The 19,661-nt window shown below is 66.3% G+C and carries 19 protein-coding genes; 16 read left to right on the top strand and 3 right to left on the bottom strand.

The window, feature by feature from the left end; translation table 11 throughout:
* Positions 1-58: 58 nt before the first annotated feature.
* The 8 genes from mutL to AC1D09_RS19270 all read left to right on the top strand — a co-directional run bounded on the left by mutL (position 59) and on the right by AC1D09_RS19270 (position 9,647).
* The gene (gene mutL / locus AC1D09_RS19305; RefSeq protein ID WP_477662498.1) at positions 59-2,020 is read left to right on the top strand and encodes a DNA mismatch repair endonuclease MutL; all 1,962 of its coding nucleotides are present in this window, start codon (positions 59-61) and stop codon (positions 2,018-2,020) included.
* A 95-nt stretch (positions 2,021-2,115) separates the two neighbouring features.
* Positions 2,116-2,967, top strand: a complete 852-nt coding sequence (locus tag AC1D09_RS19300; protein ID WP_477662499.1) for an alpha/beta hydrolase — start codon at positions 2,116-2,118, stop codon at positions 2,965-2,967.
* 334 nt (positions 2,968-3,301) lie between these two features.
* A complete protein-coding gene (locus tag AC1D09_RS19295; RefSeq protein ID WP_477662500.1) occupies positions 3,302-4,480 on the top strand; it encodes an ammonium transporter in 1,179 nt (392 codons plus the stop codon).
* 24 nt (positions 4,481-4,504) lie between these two features.
* On the top strand, positions 4,505-4,858 hold the full coding sequence (locus AC1D09_RS19290; protein ID WP_477662501.1) for a hypothetical protein: 354 nt from the start codon (positions 4,505-4,507) through the stop codon (positions 4,856-4,858).
* A 54-nt stretch (positions 4,859-4,912) separates the two neighbouring features.
* The gene (locus AC1D09_RS19285; RefSeq protein WP_477662502.1) at positions 4,913-6,157 is read left to right on the top strand and encodes a multidrug effflux MFS transporter; all 1,245 of its coding nucleotides are present in this window, start codon (positions 4,913-4,915) and stop codon (positions 6,155-6,157) included.
* On the top strand, positions 6,154-7,116 hold the full coding sequence (gene miaA, locus AC1D09_RS19280) for a tRNA (adenosine(37)-N6)-dimethylallyltransferase MiaA (protein ID WP_477662503.1): 963 nt from the start codon (positions 6,154-6,156) through the stop codon (positions 7,114-7,116). The genes AC1D09_RS19285 and miaA overlap by 4 nt, the downstream gene beginning before the upstream one ends.
* Before the next feature lie 105 nt (positions 7,117-7,221).
* On the top strand, positions 7,222-8,682 hold the full coding sequence (locus AC1D09_RS19275) for a mechanosensitive ion channel (protein WP_477662504.1): 1,461 nt from the start codon (positions 7,222-7,224) through the stop codon (positions 8,680-8,682).
* Positions 8,683-8,999: 317 nt separating this feature from the next.
* On the top strand, positions 9,000-9,647 hold the full coding sequence (locus AC1D09_RS19270; protein ID WP_477662505.1) for an ABC transporter ATP-binding protein: 648 nt from the start codon (positions 9,000-9,002) through the stop codon (positions 9,645-9,647).
* 19 nt (positions 9,648-9,666) lie between these two features.
* On the opposite strand, the gene AC1D09_RS19265 is transcribed toward AC1D09_RS19270, so the two are convergent.
* Both AC1D09_RS19265 and AC1D09_RS19260 read right to left on the bottom strand, forming a co-directional pair.
* Positions 9,667-10,203, bottom strand: coding sequence for a hypothetical protein (locus AC1D09_RS19265; protein ID WP_477662506.1), 537 nt, complete (start codon positions 10,201-10,203; stop codon positions 9,667-9,669).
* A gap of 314 nt (positions 10,204-10,517) precedes the next feature.
* Positions 10,518-11,489: a threo-3-hydroxy-L-aspartate ammonia-lyase gene (locus AC1D09_RS19260; protein WP_477662507.1), complete on the bottom strand. Its 972-nt coding sequence runs from the start codon at positions 11,487-11,489 to the stop codon at positions 10,518-10,520.
* Between the two features lie 151 nt (positions 11,490-11,640).
* On the opposite strand from AC1D09_RS19260, the gene AC1D09_RS19255 reads away from it, so the two are divergent.
* From AC1D09_RS19255 to AC1D09_RS19245, 3 genes are all read left to right on the top strand, one after another.
* Positions 11,641-14,190 carry an FtsX-like permease family protein gene (locus tag AC1D09_RS19255; protein WP_477701180.1) on the top strand — a complete coding sequence of 850 codons (2,550 nt, stop codon included), beginning with the start codon at positions 11,641-11,643 and terminating at the stop codon, positions 14,188-14,190.
* Between the two features lie 183 nt (positions 14,191-14,373).
* Positions 14,374-14,838 (top strand): hypothetical protein, encoded by a 465-nt coding sequence (locus tag AC1D09_RS19250; protein WP_477662509.1) that lies wholly within the window; start codon positions 14,374-14,376, stop codon positions 14,836-14,838.
* Between the two features lie 201 nt (positions 14,839-15,039).
* Positions 15,040-15,279: a hypothetical protein gene (locus AC1D09_RS19245; protein ID WP_413329346.1), complete on the top strand. Its 240-nt coding sequence runs from the start codon at positions 15,040-15,042 to the stop codon at positions 15,277-15,279.
* 13 nt (positions 15,280-15,292) lie between these two features.
* Here AC1D09_RS19245 and AC1D09_RS19240 read toward each other — a convergent pair whose 3' ends face one another.
* Complete coding sequence (locus tag AC1D09_RS19240; RefSeq protein ID WP_477662510.1) at positions 15,293-16,204, bottom strand: LysR family transcriptional regulator; 912 nt, start codon at positions 16,202-16,204, stop codon at positions 15,293-15,295.
* A 79-nt stretch (positions 16,205-16,283) separates the two neighbouring features.
* Between AC1D09_RS19240 and AC1D09_RS19235 the strand changes: the two genes are divergently transcribed.
* From AC1D09_RS19235 to AC1D09_RS19215, 5 genes are read left to right on the top strand one after another with little or no spacing between them, the layout of a single operon-like run.
* The gene (locus tag AC1D09_RS19235; protein ID WP_477662511.1) at positions 16,284-16,709 is read left to right on the top strand and encodes a DoxX family protein; all 426 of its coding nucleotides are present in this window, start codon (positions 16,284-16,286) and stop codon (positions 16,707-16,709) included.
* An 18-nt stretch (positions 16,710-16,727) separates the two neighbouring features.
* The gene (locus AC1D09_RS19230; RefSeq protein WP_477662512.1) at positions 16,728-17,399 is read left to right on the top strand and encodes a glutathione S-transferase family protein; all 672 of its coding nucleotides are present in this window, start codon (positions 16,728-16,730) and stop codon (positions 17,397-17,399) included.
* A gap of 54 nt (positions 17,400-17,453) precedes the next feature.
* A complete protein-coding gene (locus AC1D09_RS19225) occupies positions 17,454-17,687 on the top strand; it encodes a ribosomal protein L7/L12 (protein WP_477662513.1) in 234 nt (77 codons plus the stop codon).
* Positions 17,688-17,696: 9 nt separating this feature from the next.
* Positions 17,697-18,731 carry a WD40 repeat domain-containing protein gene (locus AC1D09_RS19220; protein ID WP_477662514.1) on the top strand — a complete coding sequence of 345 codons (1,035 nt, stop codon included), beginning with the start codon at positions 17,697-17,699 and terminating at the stop codon, positions 18,729-18,731.
* Positions 18,728-19,612, top strand: a complete 885-nt coding sequence (locus tag AC1D09_RS19215) for a hypothetical protein (protein ID WP_477662515.1) — start codon at positions 18,728-18,730, stop codon at positions 19,610-19,612. Before AC1D09_RS19220 ends, AC1D09_RS19215 begins: the two co-directional genes overlap by 4 nt.
* The last annotated feature ends 49 nt before the right edge of the window (positions 19,613-19,661 follow it).

The following is a 19,661-nucleotide window of genomic DNA, read 5'->3' as shown; positions in this document are numbered from 1 at the left end:
CGCAGGGCTTGCGTCCGGCTTCCGGCTGAAAAATGGGTGACACCCTAAAATCCCTTGCATGAGCCTTGCCACCACCCGCCGCCCCATCCGCGAACTGCCCGATGAACTGATCAGCCAGATTGCCGCCGGCGAAGTCGTGGAGCGGCCGGCCTCGGTGGTGCGCGAACTGGTGGACAACGCGCTGGACGCGGGCGCCACCCAGGTCACGGTGCGTTTGCTGGCCGGCGGCGTGCGGCTGATCCTGGTTGAGGACGACGGCTTGGGCATTCCGCGCGAGGAACTGCCGGTGGCCCTGAGGCGCCACGCGACCAGCAAGATCGCCTCGCTGCAGGACCTCGAAGCTGTGGGCACCATGGGCTTTCGCGGCGAGGCGCTGGCCGCCATCAATTCCATCGCCGACATGAGCCTGCTGTCCCGCACAGCCGACAGCGAGCACGCCTGGCAACTGGACGGCCGCACCGGCGAACTCAAGCCCGCCGCGCGCAGCCGCGGCACCAGCGTGGAAGTGCGCGAGCTGTTTTACGCCACGCCGGCACGCCGCAAATTCCTCAAAACCGACGCCACCGAACTGGCGCACTGCATAGAAGCCGTGCGCCGCCACGCGCTGGTGCGGCCCGACGTCGGTTTTGCCATCTGGCACGAGGGCAAGCTGGTCGAACAATGGCGCGCCGCCAGCGGCGACAAGGCCCATGAGCAGCGCCTGGCCGATGTGCTGGGCAGCGAGTTCGTCGAGCAGTCGGTTACCGTGAATTACGAAAGTTCGGCCTTGCGCCATGACGGCCGGCCCGCCGTGCGCGTCTGGGGTGTGGCCGGCATCCCCGATGCCGCCCGCTCGCGCGCCGATCAGCAGTTCGCCTATGTCAACGGCCGCTATGTGCGCGACAAGGTGCTGACGCATGCGGCGCGCAGCGCCTATGAGGACGTGCTGCACGGCCACCGCCAGCCGGTCTATGCGCTGTATGTCGAGATAGACCCGAGCCGCGTGGACGTGAACGTGCACCCGACCAAGATAGAGGTGCGTTTTCGCGACAGCCGCGAGGTGCACCAGGCGGTGCGCCATGCAACCGAAAACGCGCTGGCGATTCCGCGCTCCTCCGCCACCGCCGATGCGGCCTTCGCCGCGGCCGCAGCGATGCCCGCGGAAGTTTCCGCGGGGCAGCAGGCTTTTTCGCGCCAGGGATGGGCGCAGCCCAGCATGAATTTCGCCGGCAACAGCGGCCTTGGTAACCATGGCGGCAACGGCGGCAGCCGGGTTTCCGACTTTGAGGCCATGTGGCCGGTGCCGGCGCCCTCGGGTGAAGGCCGCACCGAGACAGGCGGTATTTTTCTGCCCGCGTCTTCGCATGCACCCGAACCCAGGCCCGCCCTCGCATCGCCCAGCAACAGTGCGGCCAGCCCCGACTATGCCGTGCCCCTTCCTCCCGGCGACTGGCCGCTGGGCCGGGCCATTGCCCAGCTGCAGGGCATTTATGTATTGGCCGAAAACACCCAGGGCCTGGTCATCGTGGACATGCATGCGGCCCATGAGCGCATTGTTTACGAGCGCCTGAAAACCCAGATGGACGGCGGCGAGGGCGCCAGCCTGGCCAGCCAGCCGCTCTTGATCCCCGCCACCTTTGCCGCCAGCCCTCAGGAAGTCGCCACGGCCGAGGCCTGCGCCCAGACCCTGGCAACGCTGGGCCTGGAGATCACGCCTTTTTCACCCAAGACCCTGGCGGTGCGCGCCGTGCCCACCAGCCTGGCGCAGGGCGACGCGGTGGAGCTGGCGCGCAGCGTGCTGGCCGAACTGGCGCAGCACGACGCCAGCACCGTGATCCAGCGCGCGCAGAACGAGCTGCTGTCGACCATGGCCTGCCACGGCGCGGTGCGCGCCAACCGCAAGCTCACGCTGGACGAGATGAACGCCCTGCTGCGCCAGATGGAAGCCACCGAGCGCTCCGACCAGTGCAACCACGGCCGGCCGACCTGGCGCCAGGTCAGCATCAAGGAACTGGACTCGCTCTTCATGCGCGGACGTTAGCGCCGCGAGCGTGAGGATTGCACGCGCGGGCTGTTACATCTAGGGGAAACACCAGCGTCCAGAACTTTTGGGACGCGGTGTACTCAGTCATGACCATGAAACGCTGGCACCTTTTCGCAAGTTTCGGCACGGCGCTGGCCCTGCTGGCCGGCTGCGCCACCCTCGACGAAAAGCAGCGCGCCTGGATCTTCCAGCCCAGCGACCGCACCTGGAGCGGCGGCGCCGCCGCGGCGGTGGGCATGGACGACGTCTGGATAGACTACACCGCCGCCGGCGACCACCCGGTCCGCCTGCACGGCCTCTGGCTGGCCAGCGACAGGCCCGATGCCGAAAATTCCGCGAAAGCGCCGGTGCTGCTCTACCTGCACGGCGCGCGCTACAACGTCACCGGCTCCGCGCCGCGCATGCGCCGCATGCAGGAGCTCGGTTTTTCGGTGCTGGCCATCGACTACCGCGGTTTCGGCAAGAGCACGCAGGAGCTGCCTTCCGAAAAATCCGCCTACGAAGACGCCCGCGCCGCCTGGGACTGGCTGGCGAAAAAATACCCGGACCGGCCACGCTACATCTTCGGCCATTCGCTGGGCGGGCCCATCGCCATCAACCTGGCGACCGAAGTCAACGACGAGCGCGGCACCATCGTCGAGAGCACCTTCACCTCGATTGCCGACGTGGTGAGCAGTTCCCAGTGGGGCTGGATGCCGGTGTCGCTGCTGATCACCCAGCGCTTTGAGGCCGTGCGCAAGGTGGACAAGATAGGCTCGCCGCTGCTGGTGGTGCATGGCGACGAGGACCGGTTGATACTGCCCGACCTGGGGCGCAAGCTCTATGACGCCGCTGCGCAACCCAAGCAGTTCGTGCTTGTGCCGGGCGGTTCGCACCACAATGCCAACCTTGTCGGACTGCCGCAGTACCGGCAAGCGCTGACGCAGCTGTTCGACCTGAAATAAGCCCACGGGAGGAACTCGGCGGTCTGCGACACCTGGCCGCCGCCAAAATCTTGGTCAAAAAGTGGTAATGCCGCTGTAGGTCAGGCAATATTTTTCAAAAAATAGGTATTTTTAACTTACACACAACATGTAGCTGCATGTAACATCCCTTTTCGAAAACTCCAAAAATCGAGAGGGATCTATGCGCCAACCCCTGGTAATCCGCAGGTTGCCTGCCTTCAACTTGCTGGCGCTTGCCCTGCCGCTATTGGCATCAGCACCGCTACACGCCCAAACAGCCGCAACCACGGCGATGCCCGCGCTTGCAAAATTTAATGGGGCGGATACGGCCTGGATGCTGATCTCCACCGTACTGGTGCTGCTGATGACCATTCCCGGCATCATGCTGTTCTACAGCGGCATGATGCGAGCCAAAAATGCCCTGTCGATCGTGGCGCATACCTTTGCGGCCACAACGGTCGTCACGCTGGTATGGGCGGGCATTGCCTACTCGTTGGCATTCACGCCCGGCAATCCCTGGATCGGGGACATGAGCCGCGCGCTCAGCGACGGGCTGCTGGGCGCCAAGGTCGGTGCGCACCTTTCGGCCCCCACCGTTCCGGAATCCGCTTTTTTCATGTTCCAGCTGGCATTCGCCATCATCACCTTCGCGCTGATCATCGGGGCCACCGTTGAGCGCATGCGCCTGAGCGCCACCATTTTCTTCGCGGCCTTCTGGACCATACTGGTCTATGCCCCGGTAGCGCACTGGATCTGGCAACCTACCGGCTGGCTCGCCGCCATGGGGCATATGGATTTTGCGGGCGGCACGGTGGTGCACATCGCCGCCGGCGCCAGTGGCCTGGTAGCCGCCAAGGTGGTTGGCCCGCGAAAGGGCTTCGGGACCGAGCCCATGGTGCCGCACAACCTGCTGGTGACCATCATCGGCGCCGGGCTGTTGTGGGCCGGCTGGTTTGGCTTCAATGCGGGCTCGGCCTTTGAGGCCAGTTCGCGCGCCGTGGGCGCCTTGCTGGCCACCCAGGTGGCCGCCTGCGTCGGCGCCTTCATGTGGGGCATCTGCGAATACGTCCAGCGCGGAAAGTTCAGCGTGCTGGGCATGGCCACGGGCGCCATTGCCGGCCTGGTCGCCATCACGCCGGCATCCGGCTTTGTCGGCGTCCTAGGCGCATCGGTGCTGGGCGCGGCGGGGGGTGTCGGCTGTTTCCTCGCGGTGACCCGTTTCAAACGCGCGACAGGGATCGACGATTCGCTCGATGTATTTGCACTTCATGGCGTGGGCGGGTTCATAGGCACGGTCCTGACGCCGGTCTTTGCGCTCAAGGAAATTGCGCCCGTCACTGCGACCGTGCTGACCAATCTCATGGGAGCCTGCGCCGTTGCGGCCTACGCGGCCATCATGACCTGGCTGATCCTGCTGGTGGTCAAGCCCCTGGCCGGCCTTCGCGTGACCGCGGAAGAGGAGCAACTGGGGCTGGACCTCGCCCAGCATGGCGAAATGATTTCAGGCGCCTGAGCCCCTGGATCAACACAGTACAGCATGCAGCTCACCATGAATCCGCCGGATTCCGACCTCATGACCTACGCAGTGCGCATGGTTATTCCCATGAAGCGGGAGTTCGGACGCTCACTGAACGTCCACCAATTCCTGCACGACCTGCCCTACGCCACCGAAGTCATTCAGGAGGCACTGGAAAGCAAGGACGAGCGCCTGCGCGGCTATGCCGCTTATGCGCAGACCAAAATTTTCGGCCCTCGCGGCAGCGAACCCTTGCCGCCAAGCGCTTCCGGCGCGGCCGAAGCCTTGCCGGCAGCACCAGCGGCAAGCGAAACGGAAATCAGTGAAGACCTACGGGCCAAGGCCATCGCCCGCTACAAGTCGGGCCTGCGCTGAAACGTGGTGGCGGCTGCGCTGCCGCACCGGCGTTTGTCTGATACGCTCAGTTGAATGGATGTTTCCGTTTCGAAGACCCCGGCGCCTGCCATGCCGGCCGGCCTGGTCGTATTGATCCTCTCAATGCTGCTGGGCATACAGCCCGTCACCACCGACCTCTACCTGCCGGCCCTGCCCGCGCTCACTGAAGGCTTCGACGCGCCCATGTCGCAGGCCCAGCTCACGCTGAGCGCGCTGCTGCTGGCCTTCGGTTCCTCGCAGCTGATCTGGGGGCCGCTGTCCGACCGCTTTGGCCGCAGGCCCATCCTGCTGTGGGGCCTGTCGGCCTACACCCTGGCCTCGGTCGGCAGCACCTTCGCGCCCTCGATGCTGTTGCTGATCGTCTGGCGCGTCGTCCAGGGCGCGGCCATGGGCGCGGTGGTGATGTGCGCGCGCGCCATCGTGCGCGACCTGTACCAGCCGCTCGAAGGCGCGCGTGTCATGTCCAAAGGCCTGAGCGGCCTGGGCGTGCTGGCTTGCGTCAGCGCGCCGCTGGGCGGCCTGCTGTCCGAGCTTTATGGCTGGCGCATCGCGCTGGCGGCGCTGGCCGTGTTCGGCGCGGCCACGCTGGCCCTGGTCGGCCTGCGTTTTGAGGAATCGCTGGCGCAAAAAAATCCGCTGGCTCTGCGCCCCGGCACGCTGCTGCGCACCTGGCTCACCATCCTGCGCCATCCCACCTTCCTGGCTTTTTCGGCCCTCACCGCGGCCTCCTACGGCGGGCTGTTCACTTTCCTTGCGACCTCCTCCTTCGTTTTCATCAAGGTGCTGGGCCTGAGCAAGACGGGCTACGGCCTGGTGATGTTTTCCATGTGTTTTTGCTACCTTGCCGGCACCTTCATCTGCCGGCGCCTGCTGCCGCGCTTCGGCGTGCGCCGCTCGGTGGCGATTGCCGCCTGCCTGAGCCTGACGGGCGGCACCACCATGGGCGTGCTGGCCTGGGCCGGCGTGCAAAACGTCTGGGCCATCATGCTGCCCTATTACCTCTTCATGCTGGGCCACGGCGTGCACCAGCCCTGCGGCCAGAGCGGCGCGGTCGGCCCCTTCCCGCAGGCGGCCGGCGCGGCTTCGGCGCTCAACGGCTTTTTGATGATGCTGGTGGCCTTCGGCATGGGTGGCTGGCTGGGCACCCACATGGACGGCACGGTGCAGCCCCTGACGCACGGCGTCTGGTTCTGGAGCGTCTTGATCGCCACGACGGCCTGGACGGTGGTGCGCAAATACGGCGAGCCTGCGCATGAGGCCGCAGCGAGAAAGACGTGAGCCTTCCCTGCATCTGCATCGCCGGCCCCACAGCGTCGGGCAAAACGGCCGCCGCGATGGCGATCGCGCAACGCCATGAGGCCGAGATCGTCAGCGTCGACTCGGCCCTGGTCTACCGCGGCATGGACATAGGCACGGCCAAACCCACGCGTGATGAACTCGCGGCCGTGCCGCACCACCTGATCGACATCCGCGACCCGCTGCAGGCCTACAGCGCCGCCGAGTTCGTCGCCGATGCCGGCCGCCTGATTACGGACATCCGGGCACGCGGCAAGCTGCCGCTGCTGGTGGGCGGCACCATGCTTTACTTCAAGGCCTTGTTCGACGGCCTGGACGACATGCCCCGGGCCGATGCCGCCGTGCGCGCCGCGCTGGCCGATGAAGCCGCCGCGCGGGGCTGGCCCGCGCTGCATGCCGAACTCGCGCGCGTGGACCCGGTCACGGCCGAACGGCTGGCGCCCAACGACTCGCAGCGCATCTCGCGCGCGCTGGAGGTGTTCCGCGTCTCGGGCCGGCCGCTGTCTTTTTTCCATGCGCAAGGCGCGGCCCGCAAATCCACCGCCGGCACCGCCCAAGCCTTCACCCTGATCTCGCTGGAGCCGCAAGACCGCGCCTGGCTGCATGAACGCATCGCGCAGCGCTTTGACGCCATGCTGGCGGCCGGTTTCATCGAGGAAGTCAAAACCCTGCGCGCGCGCGGCGACCTGAACCGCGACCTGCCGTCCATGCGCTGCGTCGGCTACCGCCAGGCCTGGGAAGCGCTGGACGGCGACTACCCGATGGCGGAGCTGCGCGACAAGGGTGTTTTCGCCACACGCCAGCTGGCCAAGCGCCAGATCACCTGGCTGCGCTCCATGCCGCAGCGCCTGGTGGTGGCCTGCGATGGCGGGCAGCCGGTGGCGCAGGTGCTGCAGGCCATTGCACACAGCCTGGATACGGCCGCCACACGCCCGGCTTGATCGCCGCATCCATAGCTGCAAGAATGGGGCGCGCCTGGCCCCCTGAGGTAACAAGCGCACCCGTCTCGCCTGCCTGAAGTGTCACAACAACAAGGAGAGCGCATCATGGAGCTGTCACCCTTTGCCAACGCCCTGCAAGCCAGCCTGGGCGCGCACATTCCCCAAATCCTGGGCGCCGTCGCCGTGCTGGCGCTGGGCTGGCTGCTGGCCGTGGCCGCGCGCGCGGCCGTGCGGCGGCTGCTGAGGCTGCTCAAGGTCAACGTCCGCATCGAGGAAAGCTCGGGCGTGCAGATGGACGCCGAGTCGCCGGTGGCGGCGGGTGTGTTCTGGCTGGTGCTGCTGGCCACCTTGATCGCGGTCCTCAACGTGCTGGACCTGTCGCTGCTGACCAACCCCTTCGCCAGCATGATGAGCGACATCATCGGCTACCTGCCCAAGCTGCTCGCCGGCGTGGTGCTGTCGCTGCTGGCCTGGCTGCTGGCCACCGTGCTGCGCGCGCTGGCCACCCGCGCGCTGGCGCTGACCACGCTGGACGAAAAGCTCTCCAGCGAAGCCGGCATGGCCCCCATGAGCCACAACGTCGGCAACGTGCTGTTCTGGCTGGTCATCCTGATGCTGCTGCCGGCCATCCTCAAGGCCTTTGAGCTCAACGCCCTGCTGGAGCCGGTGACCCTGATGCTCAACCAGGTGCTGGGCATGGTGCCCAGCGCCTTCGCGGCATTGCTGATCGCGGGGGTCGGCTATGTGGTGGGCCGGGTGCTGAGCGGCCTTGTCAGCAATTTGCTGGCCGCCGCCGGCGCAGACCGCATCAACCAGCGCATAGGCCTGGACAGCTCCATACGCCTGTCGGCGCTGGCCGGCACGCTGGTCTTCATCTTCGTCTTCGTGCCCTCGCTGATCGCGGCGCTGGACGCGCTCAGGATAGAAGCCATTTCCCGGCCGGCCTCGCAGATGCTCAGCCTGATGTTCGCGGCCGTGCCGCGCATCGTGGCCGCTTCGGTGATTTTGCTGCTGACCTGGTATGTGGCGCGTTTCGCCTCGCGCCTGCTCGCCAGCCTGCTGGAAAGCGCCGGCGCCGACAACCTGCCGCAGAAAATGGGCGTGCAGCACCTGCTGTCGGGCGCGGGCCGGCCCTCGCGCCTGGCCTCCACCCTGCTGATGTTTTTTGCCATGCTGTTCGCCGCCACCGAGGCGGCCGGCCAGCTCGGCTTTGAGCAGGTGGGCGTCATGGTGGCCTCTTTCATCCGCTTCGGCGCCGACATCCTGCTGGGCGGTGCCATCCTGGCCGTGGGTTTCTGGATTTCCAACCTCGCCTTCGACGCCATCCAGAAGGCCAGCGGCAAGCACACGGCCGGGTTGGCCGGCGTCGCGCGCGTGGCCATCCTGGGGCTGGTGATCGCCATGGGCCTGCGCGCCATGGGCATCGCCAACGAAATCGTGCACCTGGCCTTCGGCCTCACGCTGGGCTCGGTGGCCGTCGCCGTAGCGCTGTCCTTCGGGCTGGGCGGGCGCGAAGCCGCCGGCAAGCTGATGTCACGGTGGCTGGAACGTTGGAATAAAGACTAGCCCCCACGGTCGCTCACTTCGTGTAGCTCCCGAGGCCTTGCAGGCCCGCGGCTCGCGAGACGCTTCGCCTCTGTCGCCCGTCCAAGCCTGAGCAGGCAGGCTTGGAGCCGCGGGCTCCAGCCCCTCCGGGGCCGCCCGCCTGCGGCCCGGCAAAGCCGGTTCCGCGGCCCCTGCTGGCTTGAAGATTCAGGGCGTAACCCCGGGCGGGATATTCACCAGTGGGGGCCGAGGGTCCGGCTTTGCCGGCCCCAGGCGCCGCCCCCTGAGGGGGGAACGGGCTACACGAAGTGAGCCCGGACGGGGGGTACGATAACCCCATGCTCCAAGTCCGCCACCTCGCCAAACGCTATCTGGATACCCCCGTCTTCAGCGACGTCTCGCTGGATGTCGCGCCCGGCGAGTTTGTTGCCATCGTCGGCGAATCGGGTGTGGGCAAGTCCACGCTGCTCAACTGCATGGCGGGGCTGGACAGCTGGGATGAGGGCTCGGTGCAGCTCAAGGGCCAGGACCTGGGCGTGCTTGGCGACGACGGGCGCGCGCTGCTGCGCCGCCGCCATGTGGGTTTTGTGTTCCAGGCCTTCCATGTGTTGCCGCACCTGGACGTGGCGCAAAACGTGGCGCTGCCCTTGCTGCTGCTCGATCAGCCCGACGCGGCCCGGGTGGAGGCCATGCTGGTAGCCGTAGGCCTGGCCGGCCTGGGCGGGCGCTTGCCGCAGCAGCTCAGCGGCGGCCAGTTGCAGCGCGTGGCCATTGCGCGCGCGCTGGTGCACAAGCCCAGCCTGCTGCTGGCCGATGAACCCACGGGCAACCTGGACCCGTCCACCGCGGCCCGCGTGATGGATGCGCTGATCGCCCAGACACGCGGGCAAGGCGCCTCGCTGGTGCTGGTCACGCACTCGGAAGCCGCCGCCGCGCGCGCCGACCGCATACTGCACCTGAACGCGGGCGGCATACGGGCCGCTTGACATCGCCGACGGCCTGGCATCAGGGCCGCAAGGATTCGGCGGCAAAGGCGGCGGCAAAAAGAAGGGACTCGTGTTCCTTGCCAAGCTTGCTGTTCTGGGGCTCCGGCCATGCCTTGCGCTGGAAGGCGGCATGCACCTCGGCCAAGCCCCGGGCATGCGCTTGCAGGGCCAGCCGCCTGGCCCCTCTCTCGCCATGGGCGCCTACCCGAAAGACCTTGCTCTGGCGCTTGCCCAGCTCGTCGAGCCAGAACGCCTGCCAATAGGGAGCGGGCGGGCCGCCCGGTACTTTGGAAGGCGCCAGGTAACGCGCCACGCCTACCGTTCCCGATGAGTTGCCTCTGCTTTTTTGCGAGCGGCGCCACAGGCGGTGGTCCGCGTCAAAGGTGGCGATATGCGCTTCCAGGGCATCCCGGTAAATCTTGGCCGCGGCCAGTGACTTGCGCTTGCCGCCGTAGCCCAGGTCGGTAAACGACCTGACAATGGTTTGCCCATAGCGGCGGACGGAGACTCGCCAGCTTCGCTCGCGATCGGATTCGACGCGGGTGATGCGGCGCAAAGGATTTTGATAATCGGTTCTAAACATGGTCGGTCTGCCGCGCTGGGTTCAGGCCATGGGGCCAGGTGGGAGAAGCACTTTGATGAAGCACTTTTTTAAGACCCTGAACCGTATGCGAACTCAGCAGGCAGACCCGCGGACATTGTCCTGGCGCGGCCATTGTTTGTTGGATTTTCCGTACTAAAACCGCGTTCAAGTCCGAACGCGGGCAGCCTGGCACGCGCGAGCCAGCGTCCCGGACAGCCGGCAAGCCTCAAAAAAAGCGGGCCCCAGCTGCCCAGGGCAAAGCCTCGCGCCCCTGCCCTTGCGGCGGCTCAGCGCGCGGCCAGCAACTCCGCGTAGCGCGCCAGGTCGACGTTGCCGCCGCTCACGATGATGCCTATGCGCTCGCCCTTGGCGGGCGGTTTTTCTTCCAGCGCCTTGCAGGCGCCGGCAAAAGACAGGCAGCCCGTGGGCTCGACCACCATCTTCATGCGTTCGGCGAAAAATCGCATGGCCTCCACCAGCTGCGCGTCGCTCACGGTGAGGATGTCGTCCACGTCGCGGCGGATGATGCCGAAGGTGTATTCGCCCAGGTACTGGGTCTGCGCGCCGTCGGCGATGGTCTTGGGTGTGGCGATGCGCACGATACGGCCGGCGCGCAGCGATTGCTGGCCGTCGTCGCCGGCTTCTGGCTCCACGCCGTAGACCTTGCACTTCGGTGCCAGCGCGCGCGCCGCCAGGGCCGAGCCACTGGTGAGGCCGCCGCCGCCCAGGCAGATGTAGAGACGGTCCAGCGCGCCGGTTTCCTCAAACAACTCCTTGGCCGCCGTGCCCTGGCCGGCGATCACGTCGGGGTGGTCGTAAGGCGGGATCAGCGTCATGCCGCGCTCGGCGGCCAGGCCTTGGGTGAGCGCCTCGCGGTCTTCGGTGAAACGGTCGTAGAGCACTACTTCAGCGCCGTAGCCGCGCGTGGCGGCCAGCTTGGCGGCGGGCGCGTCCTGCGGCATCACGATCACCGCCGGCATACCCAGCATGCGCGCCGACAGCGCCACGGCCTGCGCGTGGTTGCCCGACGAGAACGCGATCGCGCCGGCCTTGCGCTGCGCCGCGTCGAACTTCGACAGCGCATTGAAGGCGCCGCGAAACTTGAAGGCGCCCATGCGCTGGAAGTTCTCGCACTTGAAAAAGAATTGGGCACCCCATCGTGCCTGGGCGGTGGCCGATGTCAGCACCGGCGTGCGGTGCGCATGGCCTTCAATGCGCGCGGCGGCGGCAGTGACATCGTCGTAGGTAGGGAGTTGCATGGTGGAGCAGGCTTTCATGGGAGGACGAAAAATTCAGGGCCTAGCTTAAACGAAGGCGATGTTTTCCCGGCAGCAACAGGCAAGCCCTTTCTGTACCGGTACAGATGCCTGCTTGCGCAGCATTCGCGGATGCTGAAGGCACAATGAGCCCATGCGCGCCCTGCTCTTTAGCTTCTCCTGGCGGGAATTGAAACACCACCCCTGGCGCAACGCCGCCGCGGCGGCGGCGGTCATGCTGGGTGTGGCGCTGGCGTTTTCGGTGCAGCTGATCAATGCCTCGGCGCTCAGCGAGTTTTCCCAGGCGGTGCGCGCGGTCAACGGCCAGCCCGACCTGGAACTGCGCGCCGTGCAGGGCGGCTTTGACGAAAGCCTTTACCAGCGCGTGGCCGGCGACCCGCGGGTCGCCCTGGCCAGCCCGGTGCTGGAGATCAGCACTTATGCGGCCACACAAAGCGCTGCCGGCAAGACCGAACGCCTGCCGCTGCGCATCATGGGCGTGGACGTGCTGGCGGTCGGTGCCATGGCGCCGGCCCTGATGCCAGTGCCCGCGTCGAACGCCGACCGCTTCGCGCTGTTCGCGCCCGGCACGGCGTTTTTGAATCCGGCCGCGCGGCAGCTGTTCGGCGCCTCTTCGCTGCGCCTGCAAAGCGGCCTCGAACTGCGCGGCGTGAGTGTGGCCGGCAGCGTGGGCGCGGGCGGCGGGCCACTGGCCGTGATGGACATCGCCGCCGCGCAAGACCTGTTCGGCAAGGGCGGCCAGCTCTCGCGCATCGACGTGCGGCTCAAGCCGGGCACCGCGGCACAAGGCTTTATCGCCTCGCTGCAATTGCCGCCCGGCATCACGGCCACCGCGCCGGGCGATGCGGCCGAACGCGTGAGCAGGCTCTCGCGCGCCTACCGCGTCAACCTCACGGTGCTGGCGCTGGTGGCGCTGTTCACCGGCGCTTTTCTCGTTTTCTCGGTGCTCTCGCTCAGCGTGGCCAAGCGCGCGCAGCAGTTCGCCTTGTTAGGCGTGCTGGGACTTACCGGCCGCGAGCGCCTGCGCCTGGTGCTGGCCGAATCCGTGCTGCTGGGCCTGGCCGGCAGCGTGATGGGCATCGCGCTGGGCACGGCGCTGGCCGCGCTGGCGCTGCGGCTGCTGGGCGGTGACCTGGGCGGCGGCTATTTTTCCGGTGTCGCGCCCAGCCTGCAGTGGAATGGCGCGGCGGCTTTCAGCTATGGCGCGCTGGGCGTGCTGGCCGCGGCCGTGGGCGGCTGGTGGCCGGCGCGGGCCGCGCAAAAGCTGCCGCCCGCGCAAACCCTCAAGGGCCTGGGTGCCAGCGGCGGCACCGGCAAGGGCCACTGGCTCAGCCTCGCCCTGGTCGCCGCCGGCGGCCTGCTGGCGCTGGTGCCGCCGCTGTTCGGTATTCCGCTGGCGGCTTATGTGTCCGTGGGCCTGCTGCTGGTGGGCGGCATCACGGCCCTGCCCTGGCTGATCGCGTTGCTGTACGACAGGCTCAGCCCCCACGTCGCCCACCACCTGTTGCCGCTGCTGGCGGTGGAGCGCGCGCGCCGCGTGCGCGAAAGCGCGGCCGTGGCCGTCAGCGGCGTGGTGGCCTCGCTGAGCCTGGCGGTGGCGCTGACGGTGATGGTCGCGAGCTTTCGCGAATCGGTCACGCGCTGGCTGGACGTGGTGCTGCCGGCCGATCTTTATGTGCGCACGGCGCTGGGCAGCTCGGCCAGCGACACCGCCTATTTTTCGCCGGAATTCGTCGAGGCGCTGGGACGCCTGCCCGGTGTGGCGCGCGTGGGCGCTGCGCGCACCGTGCAGCTGCTGCTGGACCCGGCCAGGCCGGCGGTCACCCTGATCGCGCGCCCGCTGGACGACCCGGCCAGCGCGCTGCCGCTGGTGGGCCGGCTGCTGCCGGTGCCGCCCGGGCATATCGGCATCTATGTGAGCGAGCCTATGGTCGACCTGTATGGCGCGCAGCCGGGCACCGTCTTTCGCCCGCTCTCGCAATCATTGGGCGTCACGGCCGCCGGCACAGCAGCGCCGCCGTTTTATGTGGCCGGCGTCTGGCGCGACTATGCGCGCCAGTTCGGCGCCATTGCGATGGCCAGGGCCGACTTCGAAGGCCTGAGCGGCGACCGGCGCGCCAACGACCTGGCGCTGTGGCTGGACGGCAGCGCGGGCGATGCCCAGGTGCAGCAGGCAGTGCGCACGCTGGCAGAGCGCCAGTCGGGCGCGGGCGCACTGCTGGAGCTGGCCTCGGTCAGCGAGCTGCGCGCGACCTCGCTGCGGATCTTCGACCGCAGCTTCGCGGTCACCTACTGGCTGCAGGCAGTGGCGATTGCCATAGGCCTGTTCGGCGTGGCGGCCAGCTTCAGCGCCCAGGTGCTGGCGCGCCGCAAGGAATTCGGCCTGCTGGCCCACCTGGGCCTGACACGGCGGCAGATCCTGGCCGTGGTGGCCGGAGAAGGCGCAGCCTGGACATTGATAGGCGCGCTGGCCGGCCTCACACTGGGGCTGGCGGTCTCCACCGTGCTGGTCTACGTGGTGAACCCGCAAAGCTTTCACTGGACCATGGACCTGATGGCGCCCTGGCTGCGCCTGGGCTTGCTGTGCGCGGCCGTGGTGGTGGCGGGCACATTGACCGCGTGGCTGGCCGGGCGCGCTGCGGCCGGCAAGGATGCGGTGCTCGCGGTCAAGGAAGACTGGTAGGCCGCGGCCGCGCCTGGCCGGGAGGGCGGCTGGGTGCACGCAGCCGCGCCGTCCTACAGCGCGCAAGGCCGGTTTCCCACGCCGCCCGGCCCTGCCGCGCCGCACACTGGTTCACATGCGGACCCGGCACCCGGGTCACACATTCGCCCCCTTCTGTCATTCCTTCACGCACGGGAGCACGCCATGAGCACCACCCTGAACGCCAATCCCGCCTCCCACGCCAACCCTCATACAGGCGCGGCCGGCCAGCGGCCGCCGCAGATGGCAACACGGCTCGCCCACGGCCTGCTGGCCGTGCGCAACGAGGATGGCAGCGTCACGCTGGAGATGGCGCAGCCGCTCACGCTGCAAGCCGAGGAGCTTGAAGACCTGGTGACGGACCTGGCCGGCTTGCGCGCCGAACTGGACCCGCCCTATCCGCTGGACTGCCCGCCGCTGTGCGCGCTGGAGCCCTGCTACACGCCGCGCCACTGGGTGGCCTGCGACCCGCTGACCGGCAAGATTTTGCTGTTCCTGCGGCACCACCTTTTCGGCTGGCTGGGCATCGTGCAGACACCCGAGGCCTCGCTGGAAATGCTCAAGTCGGTGGCCGTGGAGATGAAGAAACTGGAGCTGTCGGAGCGCAGCCCGGGCCAGGGCCTGCACTGAACTAAAGGATTAGCGGCGGGACTTCCCGCAATCACATCGGCTTAGTTTTTGCCAATGCAAGCGCCTTCCGGTGAAGGCGCTTTCTTTTGCTTACGCATGGTCACGTTTTTGTCCCGCAATTGTCATCACGGCGCCGCCCTGCGCTCCTACCATGGAGGCCATAACCCCCCAAACCGAAATCACTTCAAAGAGGTCTTCACCATGGCATACGTCAAAGCACCGCCACATGACTACCGCATTGAAAACGTCGACCCGGTCAAGGGCAGCCTGTTGCCGCCCAGCAGTTCCAACCATGTTTTTGCGGACTATTCCCTGGCGGTCGCCGTCGCCGTCAAAAGCGTCGCCGACCCCACCCGCCAGGAAGTGCGCGTGGTCCACATCCCCAGCGGCGAAGTCGTGTTCCGCACTTCCGGCTCTTCCGGCGCCAGCCAGTCGTTTTGATTTTGCGAACAGCTCAGGCCAGCCGCACGCTGGCCGCGAAATGGTCGTAGACCACCGCGATCCTTCGCAGGTGGCGCGACTCGGCATGCGCCAGCAGCCACAGGTCTGACTCGCAACCTTCCAGCGCGCCGCCCAGCGGCACCAGCGCCGGCTCACCGGCCAGCATGAACACCGGCACAATGCCCACCCCCAGCCCCGCCTTGATCGCATCCATCACCGCCACAATGCCGTCGGCATAGTGACGCGGTGTCACCTTGGGCAGCTGCTTGCGGCGCCACAGCACCGAGGGGTGTTCGGGCAGGGCTTCATCGGGCGCTATCCAGTCAAAGCCGGCGAGCACGTCCAGCGCTGAAGGTTTCTTCGCCGCCGACAAGGCCTTGGCCTGCGCCTTGAGGCCGCACAGCACAAAACGCACCGTGCCCAGCTTGCGCCCCACCAGGTGGTCGGTCGGCTTGCGTGTGGCGCGCAGGGCCAGGTCGGCATCGCGCCGGCTCAGGCTGGCCAGCTCGTTGCCGGTTCGCAGGTCCAGCTGCAGCAGGGGGTGCTGCGCCAGCAGCGGCTTGATGGAGGGCAGCACCAGCCCGCGCAGCACGGCGTCGGTGGTCGTGAGCCGCACCCGGCCGGCCACGCCTTCATGCGGGTGCTGGGCGCCGGCGCGCGCGGCTTCGAGTTCGGCCTCTATGCGCTCGGCATGCGGCACCAGGCCCAGCATGGGCTCGGTCGGCAGGTAACCGAGGCGGGAGCGCTCAAACAGGCGCTGGCCCAGGCTTTTCTCGATCCGCTGCACGGAGCGGAACACCGTGGAGGCGTCGGCACCCAGCCGCCGCGCGGCTTCGGCCAGCGTGGCGCCGCGCACCAGCGCCAGCAGGGTTTGCAGGTCGTAAGCCGTCAAGGCGTATTGCGTTTTTGCAATCGATGTTTTCATGATCGCTAATTTACATTGCTTTCTTGCAAACATACAGTAGCGGCTCCTTCAACTCCCGCCCCTGACCGGGCACCGCACCATGAACACCACCTCTTCTGCTGAAAACCTCGCCGCCAGCCACGGCGCCGCGCTGCTGCGCATCGCGCTGGGCACCATGTGGATCACCCACGCGCTGCTGAAAATTTTCGTCTTCACCCTGCCCGGCACGGCGCAGTTCTTTGAATCGGTGGGCCTGCCCGGTTTTATGGCCTATGCCGTGGTCGCGGCCGAGCTGGCCGGCGGTGCCGCGCTCTTGCTGGGCTTTTACGGCCGCCAGGCCTCGCTGCTGCTGGCGCCCGTGCTGGCGGTCGTGGTCTGGGTGCACTGGCCCAACGGCTGGGTGTTCACCAGCCCCAAGGGCGGCTGGGAATACCCGCTGTTCCTGCTGGTGGCGTCGCTGGCGCAATGGCTGCTCGGCGACGGCGCCTGGGCCGCGCGCCGCAGCAGCCTGCTGGCGCCTCGCTGAATGCACAAGGAGCGCGCCATGAAGCTCACCCTCATCAGCCACGCGCTGTGCCCTTACGTCCAGCGCGCGGCCATCGTGCTCGCCGAAAAAGGCGTGGCCTTTGAGCGCCACGATGTGGACCTCGCCAACAAACCCGGCTGGTTCAAGGCCGTCTCGCCCCTGGGCAAGACGCCGGTACTGCTGGTGGACGAAGACGCGGTTTTTGAATCGGCCGTGATCTGCGAATACCTGGACGACACGCTGCTGCCGCGCCTGCACCCGGGCGATGCGCTCCAGCGCGCACAGCATCGGGCGTGGATGGAGTTCGGCTCCAGCGTGCTGAGCACCATCGCCGCCTTTTACAACGCACCCGATGCGGCCGCGCTGCAAAGCCGGCGCGAAGAACTCACGGGCAAGTTCGCGCAACTGGAGGCCGTGCTGCCGGCGCACGGCCCTTATTTTTCAGGCGACAGTTTCAGCATCGTCGATGCGGTGTTCGGTCCCGTGTTCCGCTACTTCGACGTGCTGGAGAGGGCCGGTGAAACGGGGTTCTTTGAGAAATTATCCAAAGTTCGTGCCTGGCGCGCCGTCCTCGCGGCGCGCCCGTCAATCCAGCAAGCCGTAGGTAGCGCTTATGCCAAAGAGCTGCACCACTTCTTCCTGGCCCGCGGCTCTGAACTCTCGCGCCGCATCGCGGAGCGTGAGGATTGAGCCTGATGCTATAAAGCGAATGGCTGCTATCGGCCAGAAGCGGACATTCGGAATATGGTTCAAATAGTCGAAATCACAGGATGGACAATTGGCATGCAGAAGGTTAGCTGCACCGAATTGCTGCGCGATAGTATGGGTCTTGGCCTGGCGGAAGCAAAGCAACTCACCGACGCGATTTTGATTGGGACCAAGCAACGGCTGGAGGTCAAATCGAAAGCCGCTGCGGAGGAGCTTGCTAGCAAACTCAGCACTCTCGGCGTCACGGCGTCAGTGGCCAGCTTGGGTTAGACTGACCGAATGACTTACAGTCGCCGCATCGTGTGCAACGCACTTGCAGTAACACTAGGCACTTCGGCATTCCGCGACGTCTGGTCTCAGGCAACTAACCAACCCGCCCGGTCGGCGGCAGACGCCCTTCTTCGGCAAGCCGAGCTCGCGATACATCAGCGCGCCGGCGATAGTATTTCGAAAATCGCGTTCGACGCCAAAGGCACGCGGCTTGCGCTGGGTTACGAAAGCGGGACGGTTTTACTGTGGCCTCAACTCGATACGGCCACACCCATCGTGATCGCGGCTCACAAGAGAAGGGCCAACCGCATCCAATTCGGTCCGGAGGGAGATCATTTCTTCACGAGTAGCTCTTCGGACGAAGAGACCCATGTCTGGGACGCTGTCACCGGCAGCAGGCTGCACACCATCCCCAAAGCCCGGGGGCCTGTCGTGGCCACGGACATTCCTGGCACGAGCTTCATAGCCGGGTCATCGATGCTTCACCTCTATCATCAGCCGACTCGACGACTGTCGCCTCCTGCGGTGCCAGTTACTTCGGATGTGCCCCTATCGTTAAGCTACAACGCTGCAACTCGTGCCATCGCTCTGGGGACGGCATCGGGCACCCTTGACATCTGGCGGTTGGACGGCAACGACGTTCGAGCCGAGATTTGGCGAGAGGGCGCAGCGCGACCTTTCAAGATGGGAGAGTGGATCACCCGGACGTGGTTCTCGCGCAATGGCGACCGGCTTTGGCTTGTGTCGTTACGCGCAGTGGAGGAATGGTCGGTTCGGCCACTGGAGCGTCGAAAAGCGCTCGTGCCTGGGCTCAAAGCGTACTGGCATTCAGCTATCGACGACAGCGGGAGCCTTCTGGCGCTTGTAGGCAGTACCGAATCGAGTGGCGAAGGAACTCCCAGCCTCGAGATCGTTTCGATTCCCGAAGGCCGGACAATAAGCCTGCGCCCGATTGGGGGTGTCGAGACTATGGCTTTCCTGCCGGGTACCCGGACACTCGTGGTGACTGGCCAAGGCCGGGTTGTTCGGGTCGAACTGGCATGAAGCTTCTTGGCACACTGGCATTGGCGTCTGTACTGATGGCTTGCTGCCTGCCTGGCGCTCACGCCATTGGTGACAGTGGCGGCTGTGGCGACCCCCTCGGTGGACGCCTTGGCACGGCGCTGAAATCGGGTAATAGCCAGGCCATAGAGGCGGCGCTCAATGATTGGCTTGACTACAGAGAAAAGAGCTTGAGCACATTCAAGCGGCTTTCATTGCAGGCCGGAGGAGCCGACGCACGGCGTACCTGGCGCAACCAACTGGCATTGAATCTCATTGAAGGCAATCATGAGAAGGGAGAAACCTGTGTACCCGGGGCGTTGCTGCCGGTCGCGATGAACGCGGGCAACGTGGAGGGAACTCAGTACCTCCTCAATCAACCTGTCGGGGTCAAGCCCAGCGTTCCGGCTCGTGTTCTTTTCACATGCAACGATGAATACCCGGCTGACGAAAAGCGCGCGCGGCGGCGCCAGGCATTTGCGCTTGTTCTTGATACGGAACGGGTCAACATCAATGCCCGCATAGGAGAGCGCAACCGTACAGCTTTGGAGACGTGCCATGACGTGGCGCTGTTGTCGCTTTTTCTCGAGCGAGGCGCAACCTTGGATACAGAGAGCGAGTTTCGCTTTGAAGTCCTCGATCAGGCGATTGAGTCTGCCGTGACAACGGAGGAAAACAGCTACATTGCACGTCGGGCCAGAGCGCTGGAACGGGCAAAGTTCTTTTCAGAACGAATAACCCGTTCCATCCGGGGCCGAAAAGTAGAAGCGCGGGCGCGCCACTCCTGCAATTTGGTCATACGCGAAAAACGATGGAACCCGATGAGCTGCGCAGAGTTGGCCAAATTCATTGTTGCCGCGCCCGGAACGTTTGGCGATCCTTGACTTGCCTGCCCGGCGGCAACTGCCTAGAGCCCAAAGTGGTCGCTGCCAG

The organism is Polaromonas sp. P1_A2, assembly GCF_056406895.1.
This window is presented reverse-complemented; position numbering and strand designations above follow the sequence as displayed.

Excerpts from the sequence above, each read along its gene's own strand:
- AC1D09_RS19270 (WP_477662505.1), top strand. The coding sequence starts at position 9,000 with ATGCTCCAAGTCCGCCACCTCGCCAAACGCTATCTGGATACCCCCGTC.
- AC1D09_RS19255 (WP_477701180.1), top strand. The coding sequence starts at position 11,641 with ATGCGCGCCCTGCTCTTTAGCTTCTCCTGGCGGGAATTGAAACACCAC.
- AC1D09_RS19260 (WP_477662507.1), bottom strand. The coding sequence starts at position 11,489 with ATGCAACTCCCTACCTACGACGATGTCACTGCCGCCGCCGCGCGCATT.
- AC1D09_RS19215 (WP_477662515.1), top strand. The coding sequence starts at position 18,728 with ATGAAGCTTCTTGGCACACTGGCATTGGCGTCTGTACTGATGGCTTGC.
- AC1D09_RS19275 (WP_477662504.1), top strand. The coding sequence starts at position 7,222 with ATGGAGCTGTCACCCTTTGCCAACGCCCTGCAAGCCAGCCTGGGCGCG.
- AC1D09_RS19225 (WP_477662513.1), top strand. The coding sequence starts at position 17,454 with ATGGTTCAAATAGTCGAAATCACAGGATGGACAATTGGCATGCAGAAG.
- AC1D09_RS19290 (WP_477662501.1), top strand. The coding sequence starts at position 4,505 with ATGCAGCTCACCATGAATCCGCCGGATTCCGACCTCATGACCTACGCA.
- AC1D09_RS19245 (WP_413329346.1), top strand. The coding sequence starts at position 15,040 with ATGGCATACGTCAAAGCACCGCCACATGACTACCGCATTGAAAACGTC.
- AC1D09_RS19250 (WP_477662509.1), top strand. The coding sequence starts at position 14,374 with ATGAGCACCACCCTGAACGCCAATCCCGCCTCCCACGCCAACCCTCAT.
- AC1D09_RS19230 (WP_477662512.1), top strand. The coding sequence starts at position 16,728 with ATGAAGCTCACCCTCATCAGCCACGCGCTGTGCCCTTACGTCCAGCGC.
- AC1D09_RS19235 (WP_477662511.1), top strand. The coding sequence starts at position 16,284 with ATGAACACCACCTCTTCTGCTGAAAACCTCGCCGCCAGCCACGGCGCC.
- AC1D09_RS19285 (WP_477662502.1), top strand. The coding sequence starts at position 4,913 with ATGGATGTTTCCGTTTCGAAGACCCCGGCGCCTGCCATGCCGGCCGGC.
- AC1D09_RS19300 (WP_477662499.1), top strand. The coding sequence starts at position 2,116 with ATGAAACGCTGGCACCTTTTCGCAAGTTTCGGCACGGCGCTGGCCCTG.
- AC1D09_RS19295 (WP_477662500.1), top strand. The coding sequence starts at position 3,302 with ATGCTGATCTCCACCGTACTGGTGCTGCTGATGACCATTCCCGGCATC.
- AC1D09_RS19240 (WP_477662510.1), bottom strand. The coding sequence starts at position 16,204 with ATGAAAACATCGATTGCAAAAACGCAATACGCCTTGACGGCTTACGAC.
- AC1D09_RS19220 (WP_477662514.1), top strand. The coding sequence starts at position 17,697 with ATGACTTACAGTCGCCGCATCGTGTGCAACGCACTTGCAGTAACACTA.
- mutL (WP_477662498.1), top strand. The coding sequence starts at position 59 with ATGAGCCTTGCCACCACCCGCCGCCCCATCCGCGAACTGCCCGATGAA.